We start from the raw sequence: 15372 nt of genomic DNA, 5'->3' as shown, positions 1-15372 counted from the left end.
GGTACCACAAAATAGTGAGAATGTTCTATATAAATCTGAACATATCCGAATAACATCCGAAGATAAGTACTAACACCCGTGCGAACGTCCAACCCTCGATGTAACGTGCGCAAGGCTAATTGCGGAGCGCGCCGCGACGTCAAGCGAAGAAGCCTTTGACACCGAGTCGACGCACTGCTCAAAGATTCATTCATCGCGTTCGCTTGGTGCGCACGTCATCGCGCCGAGCGCTTCGATCGCCTGCACGGTGACCAGCAGGTCGTCCTCACCCAGAACCCGCAACTGGGCGCAGGCCACTTCACCGGCAAGGTGACCGGTGACCCGGGTGGGACATCCAGCGGGTTGCTCATACCCGTATCATCTCAGTGACTACCGACATTCCGACCGCGAAAATAGGCCAGATCAGATAAGAGTTCTGAACTCTTCTCGCTGTGGAAGCCGACCCCAAATCACTATCTGTGGAGGACAAGTGCAGGCCGCCGGACCCTCGGCCAAAGCGACTGCCGCTTCCGCACACGAAAACTCGCACTTGACAGCGGCCGCTCAACCTGGTTGGTTAGTTACATAAGTAATGAACCAATCAACCGGGAGAATGTCCTGTGATCGAAGAGGGCAAGCCGATTTTCGTTCAGATCGCTGAGCAGATCGAGAACGACATCATCGACGGGCGCCTCGCGGAAGAGACGCAGGTTCCTTCGACGAATGAGTTTGCCGTCTTCCATCGCATCAACCCCGCGACGGCGGGCAAGGGCGTCAATCTCTTGGTCGACGACGGCATTCTCTACAAAAGACGGGGGATCGGCATGTTCGTCCAGAGCGGAGCGCGCGAACGGTTGATCGCCAAACGCACAACGGCTTTTCGGCAGGAATATCTGCAGCCGCTGCTGTTCGAAGCGGCAAAACTCGGGATCGGCGCTGACCAGCTCGCAGACATGATTCAGAAGGACATGATCCAGGCCGATATGACCCAGAAAGGCATGACCCAGAAAGGCATGACCCAGGCCGATATGACCCAGGCCGACATGATCCAGAAAGACATGACCCAGAAGGAGACAGTCGCACCATGACACGCACCATCACCGACACGACGACCGTCGTCGAGGTTTCCGGGCTCACCAAGAGATTCGGGAGTCTGACTGCCATCGATGACGTCAGCTTCACCGTCGAAAAGAACAAGATCTACGGGCTTCTCGGCCGCAACGGCGCCGGCAAGACCACCATCATGCAGCTTCTGAGCGGCCAGGACTTCGCCACGAACGGCGAGGTGCGGGTGTTCGGGCAGCGACCGGCCGAAAATGCGCGCGTGCTTCAGAACATCTCGTTCATCAAGGAAAGCCAGAAGTATCCGGACGATTTCAAACCCAAGCATGTCTTCGCAAGCGCGCCCTGGTTCTTCAAGAACTGGGATGCTGACTTTGCAGCAGCGCTGGTGGACGAATTCGAACTGCCGACCAACCGCAGGATCAAGAAGCTCTCGCGCGGCCAGCTCTCCGCAGTCGGCGTCATCGTGGGGCTCGCGAGCCGCGCGCCGCTCACCTTCTTCGACGAGCCCTATCTGGGGCTGGATGCCGTTGCCCGGCAGATCTTCTACGATCGTCTTCTTGCAGACTACGCTGAGCATCCGCGCACTGTTGTGCTGTCGACCCACCTGATCGACGAGGTCGCGAATCTGCTCGAACACGTGATCGCCATCGACAAGGGCAGAATCATCATCGACCAGGATGCCGAGAGCCTACGCGATTCTGCCACGACCGTCATCGGCCCGCGCACGGACGTCGACACGTTCACCGCGAGGCGCGAGGTCCTGCATCGGGAGGGTGTCGGGAGTTTCGCATCCGTCACCATAGCCGGGCTCACCACGGCAGAACGCGGGGCGGCAAGCGCAGCCGGCCTCGAGGTCGCGCCGGTGTCACTGCAGCAACTCGTCGTGCGCAGGACCCACGGGTCGGGCGCTGAATTCGGAGGATCAAAATGACCATCGTCGCAGCACGAGCGGATGGTGTGATGCCGCTCACCGGCGTAGCGGGAGCGCCGAGGCGCATCTGGAACGTTGTGCGCCTTCAATTCGCCAACCGCTGGAACATGCTGGCTATCCCGTGGCTCATCATCGCGTTTGTCTTCCTGGTGAATTACGCCATCTGGGCGATCATCACTGCCGCGTCGAACGGCGAGGCGTCGCTGGACGGCACGCAATACAGTGGCTCGACCCTGTGGCTGTTCGCGTATCTCATGATTGCCGCGATCCAGGCGATGACCCTGACGTTTCCGTTCGCGCTGGGCTTCTCTGTCACGCGTCGTGACTACTACCTGGGCACCACGCTGGCATTCGTCGTGCAGTCTGCGGCGTTCACCGCTACGTACGTCATCCTGTCGTACATTGAAGACTGGACGAACGGATGGGGCCTCGGCGGTCACATGTTCTCCGCGATCTACTTCGGGCAGGGTCCGCTTGCTCAGCGCATCTTCACGGTGTTCGCCACCTTCTTGATCTGCTTCGCCATCGGCCTGTTCGCGGCCACCGTCTTCGTGCGTTGGAAGTCCAACGGGCTCATCTTGGCGGGTGCGTGCTTGACGATCGTGCTGCTCGCAGGCGCCGCGCTGATCACGTTCACCCAGAGCTGGTTGTCGGTGTGGGCGTGGTTCGGAGATGTCGGCTCAACCGGGGTCGTCGCCTGGATTCTTGTTCCGGCTGCGCTGCTCGGCGTCGCAGGGTTCTACATCTTGCGGCGCGCGACTCCCAAGAGCTGAGTTGCGTGAGGCCGTCATGGCTGCAGGGGCGCTGAGGCCATGACGGCCTCGATTGCTTTCTGGATGCCGCCGTTCCACGGCGCGCCGTGCCCCGGCAGCACCCAGGTCGCTTGAAGGTCTTCGAGACGGCGCAGTGACGCGAGCGCCTGCGCAGGATCATCGGTGAACGGCGCTGGCTGCGGGCCGACCTGCCCGGTGAGAACGTGGCGAGTGGTGAGCCCGTCTCCGACGAAGATCGCGTCGGCGACGGGAACGTGCACGGCGATGCTTCCCGGCGAATGGCCCGGCAGCCCGATGACGCGCGGGGCGCCTGGCAGCTCCTCGAGCACCTGATCGTCGTGCACCGTGACCACCTCTGTCAGGTAGGTCGGGCGCATCCCGCCCTTCCGCATCGCATAAGCCAGGAAGCGGCTTATCGCGCCGAGTTTCCACGGCCCCCACGCTGTCTTGGACTTGACTTCCCCGCGCGCCCGGGCGGCATCCGCTTCGTGAACATAAATCGGCACGCCGTGGTCCCTTCGCAGACGTTCGGCGTACCCGATGTGGTCGCTGTCGCCGTGGGTGAGGATCACAGCGCGGATGTCATCGACCGACCGGCCCATGCCGGCCAGCTCGGTCGTGAGATCGCGCCACTGCCCTGCCAGACCGGCATCGACCAGGAGCACCCCCTCCGGGGTATCGACCAGATACGCGGCGACGATGTCGTTGCCGACGCGGTACAGAGCTGGAGCCAGCTTCATGACGGTGACCTTTCGAACTGCTATCGTGATGCTGATGGCAATGGTAAGTAGCTATCATGGCTACTGTCAATAGCCGATATTTCTTTTTGGACTCAGATCGCGAATGGAGCTGTCTCGAATGCCAACACCCGATCGCACATCACTTGGAGCCATCATCCGAGCCGGTCGCGAGATTCTCGAATCCCAGGGCATTGCCCGTCTTACGATGCAAGCGGTCGCCGAGCGCGTCGGCGTGCGCGCGCCGTCACTCTACAAACGGGTTCGCAATCGTGAGGCACTGATCGGCCTGATCGCGGCTGACGCGGTCGAGGATCTTGGCGAGCAGCTCGATGAGGTAGCTTCGCACAGTGCGGATGCCCGCGGCCGGTTGCGCGAATTGGCATACGCCTTTCGCGCATTCGCTCACGCGAATCCCGCAGGGTTTCGCCTGATCTTCGCGGGCTCCGACGCGACGCGACCGGATCCCGCATTGCTCGCCACGGCGGCCGCCCCATTGCTGCGTGCCACAAGAGAATTGGCCGGCCCGGATGAAGCGCTCGAGGCCGCACGCACGCTGACCGCCTGGGCATCCGGGTTCGTCAGCATGGAGTTGGCGAATGGCTTCCGGTTGGGCGGAGACGTGGAGCGTGCCTTCGAATTCGGAGCGACGCGACTGGTGGACGCGCTCGCGCTGTGACGGGCGGATGCGATCGCTGCGAACCTTTGAGATTGTCGTTAATAAGCAACTTGAGTTGACAACGCGGGAATAAGCAACTTATGTTGCTTACATGACTCCGATTTCACCACCACCGACAGGCGGCGCCGCAGACGGCCTCGCCGCCGTCGTGGCCCTACGCGAACTCGCCGACCGCATGGAAGACGCAGAAGTCGAGCGTGCCATGCGCGCCGGCTGGAGCTGGGGCGAGGTCGCACAGGCGCTGGGTGTGACCCGTCAAGCCGTGCACAAGAAGCACCTGCGTCGCCTGGTCGACGCAGGAATCGAACTCAGGAGACGCCATGCGTGATGACCCGAACCCCGGAACACCGGACAACGAAGCACCGAAGAACGGGCGCGGCAACGATCGCGCGAGCGGCGGCGACGCCGTTGAGGCTCAATTGTTCCGTCGGCTGCACCCTGTATTCATCCGAGCGGTCGACGAGGCGACACGACGCGGCTCCGCAACAGTCGAGGCCGAACACCTGCTGCTCGCAGTCACCCTGGAAGGTCGCGGCGCGGTGTCCGAAGCACTCGGCGAAAGCGGCTTGAACTACGACATGCTCGATGCTGCGTTACGTGATGAGCGCGCGCGCAGCCTTGCCGTCGCCGGTGTGACAGCACCGGATGTGACACTGCTGACGGCGACACCGCGCCGGAATCGGCCGGGCTGGGGTGCATCCGCTCGAGAGGCGTTGCGGCGGGGGCACGCGGGCGCGCAGAGAAATGCGACCGGGCACGGCGCGGTCGGCCACCGGGCATCCGGTCGTGGCGCAGCCGGCCAGGCGACGGCAGGTCACGGCATTGGAGGCCACGATCGACGACGCCGGATGGCCGAGGTCGACATTCTCGTCGGCATCCTGCGAGCAGAGCTCGGCACCGTTCCGCGAGCGCTCGCGTTCGCCGGCGTCGACCGCGACGCACTCATCGACCGCTTGCAGCAGCTCTAGTTGCTGTAGGAGCACACGCTTGACTCAGAGCATCTTTGACACTGGGAGCATGAGATGAACACCGGCCAACCCACCGTCGCTCGATTGGTTCAGGAACCCACCGGCGTTCCCTCCACGCGGGCGATCGCGTTCTGGGCCTGGAACGCGATCGTCGGGTGGGTGGTGTTCGTGTTGATCCAGCTGGCCTGGATGCTGTTCGCTAACGCGTGGACGTCGCCACCGCATCTCGTCGGGCTGGCCGCCACGTTTGTCGTCGCGGTCGTGCATGTCAGCGTGATGCCCCGCTGGAGATATCGCATCCATCGATGGGAGATTACGGACGACGCGGTCTTCGTGCGAAGCGGCTGGCTCACTCAGGAGACCCGCGTTGCGCCGATCGCCCGACTGCAGACCGTGGATTCACGACGCGGAGTTTTGCACCGCATTTACGGGCTGACCACGGTCATCGTCACGACTGCATCGTCGGCGGGTGCACTGAGCATTCACGCGCTGGACGACTCGGTTGCCCGTGAGATCGTCGCGACCCTCGCCGAAGCCGCTCAGCAGAGTAGAGAAGACGCGACATGAGCAGTGACACCCCCATCCCTGAGCTCGCCCCGATCCCTGAGCCCGCCCCCGGTCATGATGCAGCTCCCTGGCACCGACTGAACCCGCGGATGCTGTTGGTGCACCCGATCAGGGAGCTGATCAGATATCTGCCCCTGCTGGTGATCGCGCTTGTGGCAGGCAGCGTCGGCGGTGAACCCTGGTGGACCTACGTGATCTCGGGATTGGGCATTGTCGTCGGCATTCTGCGCTGGTTCACGACGACGTTCCGCATCACCAGCACGCATGTCGAGGTGCGGCGCGGTCTGCTCAACCGCCGCACGCTTTCGGTGCCGCGCGATCGCATCCGCAGCGTCGACGTTGATGCCACCCTGCTGCACAGGCTGTTCGGCGTCGCGATCGTGAAGGTCGGCACCAGCGCCTCCCACGGGCAGGACGGCCTTGATTTCGATGCTGTCGCTGCAACGGACGTTCCCGCGTTGCGGGCGGAGCTGCTGCGGATGTCTGCTTTGCAGTCTGGCGGTACGGATGCCCCGCCCCGGCCCGCCAACCTCAGTCACTGGCGCCTGTCGTGGGCGCGCTACGCGCCGTTCACACTCGTCGGTGTCGGCTCGCTCATTGCCGTCGCAGTCTTTGCGCTGCAGATCCAATTCTTCGACGGCGGGCTGCCGCTGCGCGTGCCCGTCATCCGCGACGGTGTCAACACACTCGCACGCGTTCCGACACTGCCGCTTGTGCTCTGGGGAGCGTTGGTGCTCATTGTCGCGGCATCGGTGGTAGCCCTCGTGCGTTACGTGCTCAGCTATTCCGGCTTCGCCCTGACCCGCTCCGATTCGCGCACCCTGCACATCGGTCACGGCCTGTTGCGCACCCGGCAGGCGACCCTCGACGAACGCCGCTTGCGTGGAGTCTCCATCGGGCAACCGCTGTCGCTGCGGTTGGTTGGCGCCGCATCCGCACATGCGATCATGACCGGGCTCGGCCGGGAGCGCGGAGGGGAGGCGATCATCGAACCGCCCGGGCCGTCGGAGGAGGCCTTCCGGGTCGCCGATGCCGTGCTCGGTACGGATGCCCCGCTTCGCGCCGAACTGGCAGCCCATGGACCCCGCGCCCACTGGCGCCGCTACACGCGCGCAGCGTCGGCGCTGGCGATCCTCGCCGCCGCTGTCGCTGTGGCGCAACTGCTCGGCTACGTGCTGACACCGGTCTGGTGGCTGTTCGTTGTGCTCGCCCCGTTCTTCGCATACCTGGCGGCTGATCGCTTTCGCGGGCTCGGACACGCCGTGCTCCCGGGCTGGCTCGTGACACGCAGCGGTTCGCTCGCCCGCAAACATGTGGTGCTGGAGACCGCCGGCATCATCGGCTGGACGGTTCGTCGCAGCATCTTCCAGCGTCGTGCGGGGCTCGCCACGTTAATCGCGACGACTGCAGCCGGCAAACACAAGTACGAGATCCCCGATCTGCCGATGGATCAGGTATGGCCGCTGATCGAGTCGATCTCGGTCACGCCGGCGGAGCACTGACCCCTTCGCTGAGGTGCGGACTTCGGTCGCCCCCGACCCGGGCGAAGCGACATAAGTCCGCACCTCAGCGAAGGGTTTGGCGAGTCAGCCAGCTGATGCCAGCGTTTGCGCGGCCTGCAGCAACTGGTGGGCTTGCGCGAGTTGAGCGCCCGCGCGCTGCTCGTTGATCTGCTTTCCGCCGAACGCGGCACCGAGCAACTGGCTGCCGATCTGATCGGCGAGCTGATCGCGTTGGCTGCCCAACTGGGCAAGGGCGGCTTCGGTCGCCTGATATTGACCGTCGCTGGCAGTGCTGCCGCTTGCCAGGCCCTTCGTCGAAGCAGCCAGCGTGTCCTCCGCGAACTGGCCGTCTGCGCCGAGCAGTTGCTTGTACGCCTCGCCGAGCTGAAGCACCGAGTTGTGGTGGGCACGCAGTGCCTGCGGCAACGCGTTCGGTGCGGCGATCTCGACCAGCACCCGACCGTCATCTGCGTAGTCGTCGCGCAGCCCGGTCAATGCGAGCGTCGTCGGCCGAACGTCGACCTGGTCAGTCCACACGCTGGTGTTGATGCCACGCGCAGAGATACCCGGTCCCACGTAACCTGCCCAGATGTTCTGCATATCCGGCCAGATCCCGCCGTGGTTCCACGCGAAGCCGTTCGACGTGTACACACACGAGAGGCTGCAGTTCGCCGCGCCACCGCCGATGTACTCGTCTTCTCCAGAGAACAGGGTCAGGCTCGGAGTTCGTGGGGCGTCCGAACTGACGAAGTGCAGGATCTTCTCTTCGACCGGGTCGGCCATGAACGTGGCCACTTTGTCCGTCGCGCCGGTCAGCGGGTTGGCGATCGAAAGCCCGCTGATATCGCGAGCGAGCGTGCGCACCGCCGGGTCGGCCGGGGCCGGATTGCCTTGCAGCCACAGGGCCGGGGCCGGGTCGGAGTGGATCGCGTACGGCGTCGTGTTGGACTTCTGCGTGGCCAACAGGCCGCGCAGGTTGACATTCACCTCCGACCGGGTGGTGTAGCTGCAGTAATTGCCGTTCAGTCCCGTGCAGCCTGCCGGGGTGGCGGCGCTACCTGAGAAGTGGTCGCCCTCGTCGGTGGTCACGGCGAACAAGGTGTTCTTCGGCGTGATTCCGTCGTTGGCGAGTCGGGTCAGGAACTGGCCGAATGCGGTGTTGTAGTCGCTCAACTGCTGCTCGTATGTCTGCGAGCCGGGGCCGAGGTCGCCGGTGCTCGCGCTGGTGTGGTCGCTGTGCAGGTCGGACAGGTACACGTTCGCCACTTGCACTCCGTTCTCCAGCATCTGCGCGGCGTAGCCGAGCGAGTTTGTCGCCGTCTCCGAATCGAAGCCGGGGAACCCGGCGTTGCCCTTCGCATCGGTGATCGGCGTGCCGTTCAGTGCAGTGACCGGCCCTGAGGGACTGATCTGAGGCTGAATCTCGGCATTTCCGAACAGGGCCTTGTAGCCGGTGTAACCCCCGGGCTCGTCTGGAAGTGCGTCTGTCTGACCGTTCGCGCACGTCGAAGACGCCGCAGAACAGTGCACTGCGTAGCCGACGAAATCGGCCGTTGCCTTGGTCGGATTTGCGGTGGCCTCTGCCTGTTGCGGCGAGTTAACACCGAACACGGTCGGGATGTCCGTGGCGATGTTCTCGAGCACCGTGTTGCTCATGCCGATCTCGCCGACGTTGCAGCCGGCACGCGTGTATGGAACCCACGGCGCAGGCACGTTGACATTGCTCGAGTTCGGCACGTTGGAACGGTCCGCCGTGTATTGCAGGTTGTAGTTGGTGTCGGCGTTCGCGCCGGTGTAGTCGTACACCGGGGCTGTCCAATACGCGAACGAAACACCGGGATGCGTGTTGCCGGCCGAGTCGTAGTAGTTGAACGAATTCGACTGCGTGATGGCCGTGCGGTCCGGATACAAGCCGGTCTGGTTCGAGATGAAGTTCGTCGCCGTGTGCACCAGGACATCGTGGGCGTTCGCCATCACCACGCCGTTCTGCTGCAAGAAGTTGTAGAGGTTGGGCATCTGCTCCAGATCGCTTGGGATACCCGCGGCGTCCCTGGTGAGGTGCACATTGTCGAACTGCAGGTTGATCACGTGGGTGATGCCATTGGCGAGCTGGCAGCTGTTCGATTGTTGCGCGCCGACAGAAGCGCTGACGAGCGGATGCTCGGGCGCGGCACTCGCCGGTGGGCCGGCCAATGCCATCCCGCCGACCACGGCCGCGATCGCGGCCACGCCCGTTGTCAATTTTCGCGCGAAGCTGTACATGACAAATCTTCTTTCCTACTGAGGGGTGTTTCCTTCTGAGGGGTGTCGCGTGGGGCAGCCGGCATGTGCCGCCCCACGCGGCGCGTCGTACTGGTTGGTGAGTTCAGTGCTTGCCTGAGATCAGTGCTTGCCCGAGATCAGTGGCCACATCGGCTGCACCTGTGCGGCATCACTTGCAAAGCCCAGCGTGCTCAAGCCGAAGCCCTGCTCGATCGTCGACAGCATCGAATAGTGGTTGTAGGGAGTTGGATCAGAGACGTGAGTCGGCCCGTTCCTGCTGATCACGATCATCGGCACAAGGCCGCCGCCATAGACCCCGCCCGGCCAGTTCGGGCTGATCTCGGGATCGCCGGCAGGAAGCAACGGCGAGTCGCAGCATCCAGCCGCGCTCGCGTACTGGCCGATCGATGCGTTGGCCGCGTCGAAGTCGTTTTCATCCGCAGTCACGAAGATGACACTGTTGCCCGTCCAGGCCTTGCTGCTCATGATGGTTTGAACTGCGGTCTTCAGGAACGAGTCGGCCTTCGCCTTCAGCGCTTGGTCCAACGGGTCGCCGATCGCGTCTGAATACGGACACGGTGTCTCTGGGTGGCCGGGGATTGTCGAGTAGATACCGCCGTGCATGTCATTGCACAGGTTGGGGCTGATCCACACGTACTTTGGAACGTTCTTGCCGTTCAAATCGGACGCCATGTCGGTGTAAGGCTTGATATTCGCGGTGCGCGCAGGATCGAGCCGCACATCCTGGTACAGGATGAACGGGTTGTGCTTGCTGACGTACAAACCGTCGGGAGACTTGTCGGGCAGGTAGCCCGCCGAGGGCATCGAGTCCATGTACGCGGCCCACGGAATGTGGTTCGCCTCCAGCTGGTCGACGATGTTCGTGTGGTCGTACTGGTTGGCAGGAAGCGCGACGCCGTTCTCGGTACTACCGGCTTCCCAGCCGTTGTCGTTGTTGACACCCCAGTTGCTTCCACTGGTCGCAGCGATGTAGTTGGGCTCGCTCGTGTGTGTCACGCCATAGTAGGTTGTCGCGACGTTGTAGGTGTCCGCGAGGGAGTTGAGGAACGGCATGCTCTTCGCGTCGCCGATGGTGCCGTCGGCTGCGTGGTTCTCCTCCATGATGATGAAGACGTGGTTCAAATGCCGCACTGTGCTTTGCGGGTTCGCTGACTGCTGGACGGAGCTCGCCGGCTCGCCGACCGCGGTCGTTGCAGATGCAACAGTAAGACCCACCGCGAGTATCGCCGCTCCGGCGATGAATCGCTTGTTGAGATATTTCATAATTGACAACCTCACTGACGTTCGTTCAACTATCGATACGCAATGGCTGTGTGGGCCGGCAGCACAGTCGTTGTGACTCGTCGGCGCGGTCAGCTCTGGCTCCGCCTTTCGCAATCGACCGTCGTGCAGAACGAGCAAATCGACCGTATACCCGCGTTTGGGGGGCGTGCAAGGGTTTCTCAATGATCGGCTGCGGCACCTTCCGCGCACCGCCTAGCCTTGAGGGGTGAGCAGTCCGTCCCCGATCAAGCCGCGCCTCGGCCGAGACGTGGTCGTGCTCGGCATCGTCGCCTTCTTCGTGATGGTCGGCTTCGGCGTCGTCGTGCCGGTGCTGCCCGTCTTCGTCAAGAGCTTCGGAGTCGGCTACCTCGAGATCGGCGCGGTCGTTTCGGCATTCGCGCTGATGCGTTTGGTGTCGAGCCCGTTCTGCGGCTGGCTGATCAACAAGGGCGGCGAACGCACCATTCTGGCGATCGGCATCGGCATCGTTGCGGTCTCAAGCGCCCTGGTCGGGGTTGCGCAGAATTACCCGCAGGTGCTCATTCTGCGGGGTGCAGGCGGCATCGGTTCCGCCATGTTCTCGGTGTCGGCGATGACACTCCTGCTCGGCTCAACCGTGCCGGAAATCCGCGGCCGCGCCGTCGGCTTCTACCAGGGCGGCTTTCTGATCGGAGGCATGGCCGGGCCGGCGCTCGGCGGTCTTCTGGCACTCGTGTCGTTGCGGGCGCCGTTCTTCTTCTACGCCGGAACCCTGGCGGTCGCCGGGCTGATCGGGCTGTTCATGCTGAAGCCGGCGTCCAAGACCGAAGCGGATGCCGCCGCCGAACCACCGAAACCGTTCCGTGAGGTGTTGCGCGATCGCCGCTACCGCGCCGCGTGCTTGGCCAACTTTGCGCAGGGCTGGGCCGCACTCGGTGTGCGCAGCGCCCTCGTGCCCGTGCTCATCGTCGAAGCGTTGCACTACACCCCGACCTGGACCGGCATAGCCTTCGCAATCGCCGCCGTCGCGCAAACACTCGCGCTCGGGCCGGCGGGCACGTTCGTCGACAAGGTCGGTAGAAAGCCCGCCATCATCGGGGCGTACTCCGTAGGTGCGGTCGCGCTGTTCGCTGTGCCGTTCGCCGGCAATATGTGGCTGCTGATTGCGTTGCTGTGTGTTTATGGAGTCGCCGCAGCGTTCATGGGCACGGCGCCGGCGGCATCCGTCGGCGACGCTGCCGGTGCTCGAAGCGGCACACCGGTCGCCGTGTTCTCGATGTTCTCGGATTTCGGCGCCATCATCGGCCCGATCGTCGCGGGTTGGCTCGTGGATGTCTGGTCGTTCCAGGCAGCGTTCGGCGTGGCAGCCGCGCTCATGCTCATCGCGTCTGCCTACGCACTACGGATGCCGCGCGCCGGCTCTCTCAGGCGAGCGCAGCCGGCGGCGTCGCATCCGGAACCGGCGATAACGCCGGATCTGCAGCATCCGCAGTCGTCGGGCGAGCTTCAGCCTGGGCTTCCAGACGCGCCAGATAGTGCATGACACCGTTCACGTGTTCGGCGGCCTGCGGGTCGTCGTTCTTCAGCAGCCACCAGGCCTGAGCGCCGAGCCGTGCGGCCTCCTGCGGTTGACCGGCGTCGCCGAGACGTCGGAGCGCCTTGATGAAGAGGGAGACGAGATCGCGGTCGGTGCGGGCCTCGCCCATGGCTAGTTCCTTCGGTCAGCGGATGGTCTTGCGCGCCGTGATCTGACCGGTGTCGAAGCCGAGCAGATGCAGCCCGCCGTTGAAGCGGGCGTGCTCGATTTTGATGCAACGGTCCATCACAACGGTGAGACCCTTCTCTTCACCGTAGTACGCGGCATCCTGATTCCAGATTCCGAGTTGCACCCAGATCGTCGGTGAACCGACCGCGACGACTTCGTCGATCACGCTCGGAATGTCGCTGCCGCGACGGAAGACATCCACGATGTCCGGCACCTCAGGGAGCGACGCCAGGCTCGGGTACGCTTTCTGACCGAGGATGGTGTCGGCGTTCGGATTCACGAAATACAAGCGGTAGTCGCTGGATTGCTGCAGATAGGTTTCGACGAAGTAGCTCGCGCGCGAGAAGTTAGCGGATGCGCCGACGATCGCCACGGACTTTGCCGCCCGGAGCAGCTTGAGCCGGGCCTTCGCATCCGGGCCGACCCAGGTGCGTTGGGAGCGCAGCAGCTTCGCCAGCGGTGAATCCGCGGGCACCTCGCAACTCAGGCCATTGGCCAGGTGCACTGTTGCCGAATCGACATCGCTTGACGCGTTCCCCGAGCTTGCGCCGTTCCCTACGCCCGCAGCGTTCCCGGAGCCCGCCGCGTTCCCTCCGCCCGGCGCGTTCCCTGAGCCCGCAGCGTTCCCTGAGCTTGCCGCGTTCCCTGAGCTTGCCGAAGGGTCAAGCGTCGTACTCGTACCGATGTCGGTCATGCCGCTGCCTCCACTGCCTGTGCGAGTGCCTGGTCCAGATCGTAGATGATGTCATCGACATCCTCGATGCCGACGCTGATGCGCACCAGCCCGGGCAGAACGCCGGCATCTTCCAACTGCCGCTCGGTGAGCTGACCGTGCGTTGTCGATGCCGGGTGGATGACGAGTGTCTTCGTGTCGCCGATGTTCGCCAGGTGGCTGGCCAGGTTGAGCGACTCGATGAACCGGCGACCAGCATCGCGCCCGCCCGCAACAGTGAAACTGAACACGGAACCGGCGCCGCCCGGCAGATATTTCTGAGCGCGATCGTGATGCGGATGCGCCGGCAGCCCGGCCCAGAACACCTGGTCGATGCGCGGGTCGGCGTCAAGCCATTCGGCGACAGCGCGCGCGTTGTCGACGTGCGCCTTCATCCGAAAGGGCAGCGTCTCGACACCCTGCGCGAGAAGGAATGCCGAGTGCGGCGCCAGCGTGGGGCCGATGTCGCGGAGCTGCTCGGCGCGCAGCCGGGTGAGGAATGCATACTCGCCGAAATTGTCCGACCAACGCAGGTTGCCGTAGGTGTGCACCGGCTCGGAGAACAGCGGAAACCTGTCACTGTGCCACTCGAACCGGCCGCTTTCAACGACAACACCGCCCATCGTCGTGCCGTGCCCGCCGAGGAACTTCGTGGCGGAGTGGATGACGACGTCGGCACCCCACTCGAACGGACGGTTGAGAAATGGCGTCGCCAGCGTCGAGTCGATGATGAGCGGCAGGCCGGCGGCGTGCGCAACGGCGGCAAGACCCTCGATGTCGGCGATCTCACCGCTCGGGTTACCGATGATCTCGGCGAAGATCAGCTTGGTCTTGTCCGTGATTGCGTCCGCATAATCCTCGGGATCCGCACTGTGTACGAACGTCGTCTCGATGCCGAAGCGGCGCAGCGTCACGTCCAACTGGGTGATCGACCCGCCGTACAGATTCGCGGATGCGACGATGTGGTCGCCTGCACCGGCCAGCGATGCGAACGTGATGTACTGGGCGCTCAATCCCGAGGACGTTGCGACGGCGCCGAGCCCGCCCTCGAGGCTGGCGATGCGCTCCTCGAAGCTCGCAACCGTGGGGTTGGCGAGACGCGAGTAGATGTTTCCGTACTTTTGAAGGGCGAAGCGGGCGGCGGCATCCGCGGTGTCGTCGAAGACGAAGGCTGTGCTCTGGTAGATCGGCAGCGCCCGCGCACCGGTGACCTGGTCGGGGATGTTACCCGCGTGAATCGCACGCGTGCGGAAGCCGTATTCGCGATCTGCCATGCGTGCAACCGTACCGGAGCGCGTGTGCTGAATTTGGTGTGTGCGTAACAGACCGCAACGCGGCGCCTCCGTCGTGCACAACCGCCGCACGCGGCGCCCGGCGTACCTCGCCCTTCACGCAAGACCGGACTTTGTGCGCCAACCCGGATTGACAAGCGGTTGCACGTCCGGGCTAGCGCCAAATCTCCGGGCGATCGTTCGCGCGGTCGGGCTCAGGAGGCCCAGTATCCGACAGCGCAGAGCAGCTGCGTCTCGTCGTCGGCATCGGCCGGCGGATCGATCGCGGGAGGGAACACCCCGAAGGCGCGCCACTCGTCCGCGTGAGCCACGACGTGCTCGTTCATCCCGGCGATGATCTCCGGCGAGAGGTGGAATGGAATGTTGAGGTGCTTTGCAATCAGCCACGCCTGGAACGCGCGATAGAGCGCCAGATGCACAAACCCCTCTTCTGCCGGGTAGCCGCCGTACTGGAAGCGGAATATCGAGCCAGGGGCGACGCCCTCGCGCACGGCGGCTGTCGCGGTGTCGTTCAGCGCGTCGTAGGCGGCGATCGGATCATCGCCGAGCAGGTCGCGGTCACGCAGGTCGTCGCCATCAGCGATCGAGGCGCCGGCGAGGACACCGGGAATCCAGGCCTCGTCGTAGGCATGCGCTCTCAGGATGTCTCGGATAGTGGGGTCGGGAGCGCGCGACCATTCGGCCGGAACGCTCTTGTCAAAGTCGTCAGGCGTGATGCGGTCGATGACGCTGCGAAGAGCGGCATCTGAGGCGAGGAACAGCTGATCAGTTTCCATGTGGGGAGTGTAATCTCTGCGTGCGACATTTCCATTGGCCGCGTGACTGCAAGGCGACCGTGCGGGCCACGTAGGTCTCGACGCCTGCTCGCTGCGCTCGC

Annotated in this window: 16 protein-coding genes; 10 read left to right on the top strand and 6 right to left on the bottom strand. The window is 63.9% G+C overall.

The window, feature by feature from the left end:
• The first annotated feature begins 599 nt into the window (after positions 1 to 599).
• The 3 genes from QU604_RS15825 to QU604_RS15815 are packed head-to-tail and all read left to right on the top strand — an operon-like array spanning position 600 to position 2748.
• On the top strand, positions 600 to 1067 hold the full coding sequence (locus QU604_RS15825) for a GntR family transcriptional regulator (RefSeq protein ID WP_308465579.1): 468 nt from the start codon (positions 600 to 602) through the stop codon (positions 1065 to 1067).
• Positions 1064 to 1975, top strand: coding sequence for an ABC transporter ATP-binding protein (locus QU604_RS15820; RefSeq protein WP_308465578.1), 912 nt, complete (start codon positions 1064 to 1066; stop codon positions 1973 to 1975). The genes QU604_RS15825 and QU604_RS15820 overlap by 4 nt, the downstream gene beginning before the upstream one ends.
• Positions 1972 to 2748, top strand: coding sequence for a hypothetical protein (locus QU604_RS15815; protein WP_308465577.1), 777 nt, complete (start codon positions 1972 to 1974; stop codon positions 2746 to 2748). The genes QU604_RS15820 and QU604_RS15815 overlap by 4 nt, the downstream gene beginning before the upstream one ends.
• 14 nt (positions 2749 to 2762) lie before the next feature.
• Here QU604_RS15815 and QU604_RS15810 read toward each other — a convergent pair whose 3' ends face one another.
• Positions 2763 to 3488: an MBL fold metallo-hydrolase gene (locus QU604_RS15810; RefSeq protein ID WP_308465576.1), complete on the bottom strand. Its 726-nt coding sequence runs from the start codon at positions 3486 to 3488 to the stop codon at positions 2763 to 2765.
• Between the two features lie 118 nt (positions 3489 to 3606).
• Between QU604_RS15810 and QU604_RS15805 the strand changes: the two genes are divergently transcribed.
• The 5 genes from QU604_RS15805 (at position 3607) to QU604_RS15785 (ending at position 7201) form a co-directional block, all read left to right on the top strand.
• A complete protein-coding gene (locus QU604_RS15805) occupies positions 3607 to 4164 on the top strand; it encodes a TetR/AcrR family transcriptional regulator (protein ID WP_308465575.1) in 558 nt (185 codons plus the stop codon).
• Between the two features lie 91 nt (positions 4165 to 4255).
• Positions 4256 to 4492 carry a hypothetical protein gene (locus tag QU604_RS15800; RefSeq protein ID WP_308465574.1) on the top strand — a complete coding sequence of 79 codons (237 nt, stop codon included), beginning with the start codon at positions 4256 to 4258 and terminating at the stop codon, positions 4490 to 4492.
• Positions 4485 to 5132 carry a Clp protease N-terminal domain-containing protein gene (locus tag QU604_RS15795; RefSeq protein WP_308465573.1) on the top strand — a complete coding sequence of 216 codons (648 nt, stop codon included), beginning with the start codon at positions 4485 to 4487 and terminating at the stop codon, positions 5130 to 5132. The genes QU604_RS15800 and QU604_RS15795 overlap by 8 nt, the downstream gene beginning before the upstream one ends.
• A 54-nt stretch (positions 5133 to 5186) precedes the next feature.
• On the top strand, positions 5187 to 5699 hold the full coding sequence (locus QU604_RS15790) for a PH domain-containing protein (protein WP_308465572.1): 513 nt from the start codon (positions 5187 to 5189) through the stop codon (positions 5697 to 5699).
• Positions 5696 to 7201 (top strand): PH domain-containing protein, encoded by a 1506-nt coding sequence (locus QU604_RS15785; RefSeq protein WP_308465571.1) that lies wholly within the window; start codon positions 5696 to 5698, stop codon positions 7199 to 7201. Before QU604_RS15790 ends, QU604_RS15785 begins: the two co-directional genes overlap by 4 nt.
• An 84-nt stretch (positions 7202 to 7285) precedes the next feature.
• On the opposite strand, the gene QU604_RS15780 is transcribed toward QU604_RS15785, so the two are convergent.
• Positions 7286 to 9463 (bottom strand): alkaline phosphatase family protein, encoded by a 2178-nt coding sequence (locus QU604_RS15780; protein ID WP_308465570.1) that lies wholly within the window; start codon positions 9461 to 9463, stop codon positions 7286 to 7288.
• Positions 9464 to 9583: 120 nt separating this feature from the next.
• Entirely contained in the window at positions 9584 to 10747 is a 1164-nt protein-coding gene (locus QU604_RS15775; RefSeq protein ID WP_308465569.1) for an alkaline phosphatase family protein, read from the bottom strand.
• Positions 10748 to 10973: 226 nt separating this feature from the next.
• Between QU604_RS15775 and QU604_RS15770 the strand changes: the two genes are divergently transcribed.
• Positions 10974 to 12269 carry an MFS transporter gene (locus tag QU604_RS15770; protein ID WP_308465568.1) on the top strand — a complete coding sequence of 432 codons (1296 nt, stop codon included), beginning with the start codon at positions 10974 to 10976 and terminating at the stop codon, positions 12267 to 12269.
• A complete protein-coding gene (locus QU604_RS15765; protein ID WP_308465567.1) occupies positions 12262 to 12438 on the top strand; it encodes a hypothetical protein in 177 nt (58 codons plus the stop codon). The genes QU604_RS15770 and QU604_RS15765 overlap by 8 nt, the downstream gene beginning before the upstream one ends.
• 9 nt (positions 12439 to 12447) lie before the next feature.
• Here QU604_RS15765 and QU604_RS15760 read toward each other — a convergent pair whose 3' ends face one another.
• The 3 genes from QU604_RS15760 to QU604_RS15750 form a co-directional block, all read right to left on the bottom strand.
• Positions 12448 to 12978, bottom strand: coding sequence for a CoA-binding protein (locus QU604_RS15760; protein ID WP_409350035.1), 531 nt, complete (start codon positions 12976 to 12978; stop codon positions 12448 to 12450).
• 203 nt (positions 12979 to 13181) lie between these two features.
• Positions 13182 to 14477: an O-acetylhomoserine aminocarboxypropyltransferase/cysteine synthase family protein gene (locus QU604_RS15755; protein WP_308465566.1), complete on the bottom strand. Its 1296-nt coding sequence runs from the start codon at positions 14475 to 14477 to the stop codon at positions 13182 to 13184.
• A gap of 212 nt (positions 14478 to 14689) precedes the next feature.
• On the bottom strand, positions 14690 to 15271 hold the full coding sequence (locus QU604_RS15750; protein WP_308465565.1) for a hypothetical protein: 582 nt from the start codon (positions 15269 to 15271) through the stop codon (positions 14690 to 14692).
• Positions 15272 to 15372: the final 101 nt, after the last annotated feature.

Origin of the sequence: Rathayibacter sp. SW19, from assembly GCF_030866825.1 — a bacterium.
GTDB lineage: Bacteria > Actinomycetota > Actinomycetes > Actinomycetales > Microbacteriaceae > Rathayibacter_A > Rathayibacter_A soli.
The sequence above is the reverse complement of the archived record's forward strand: the minus strand, read 5'-3'. Positions and strand labels throughout refer to the sequence as shown.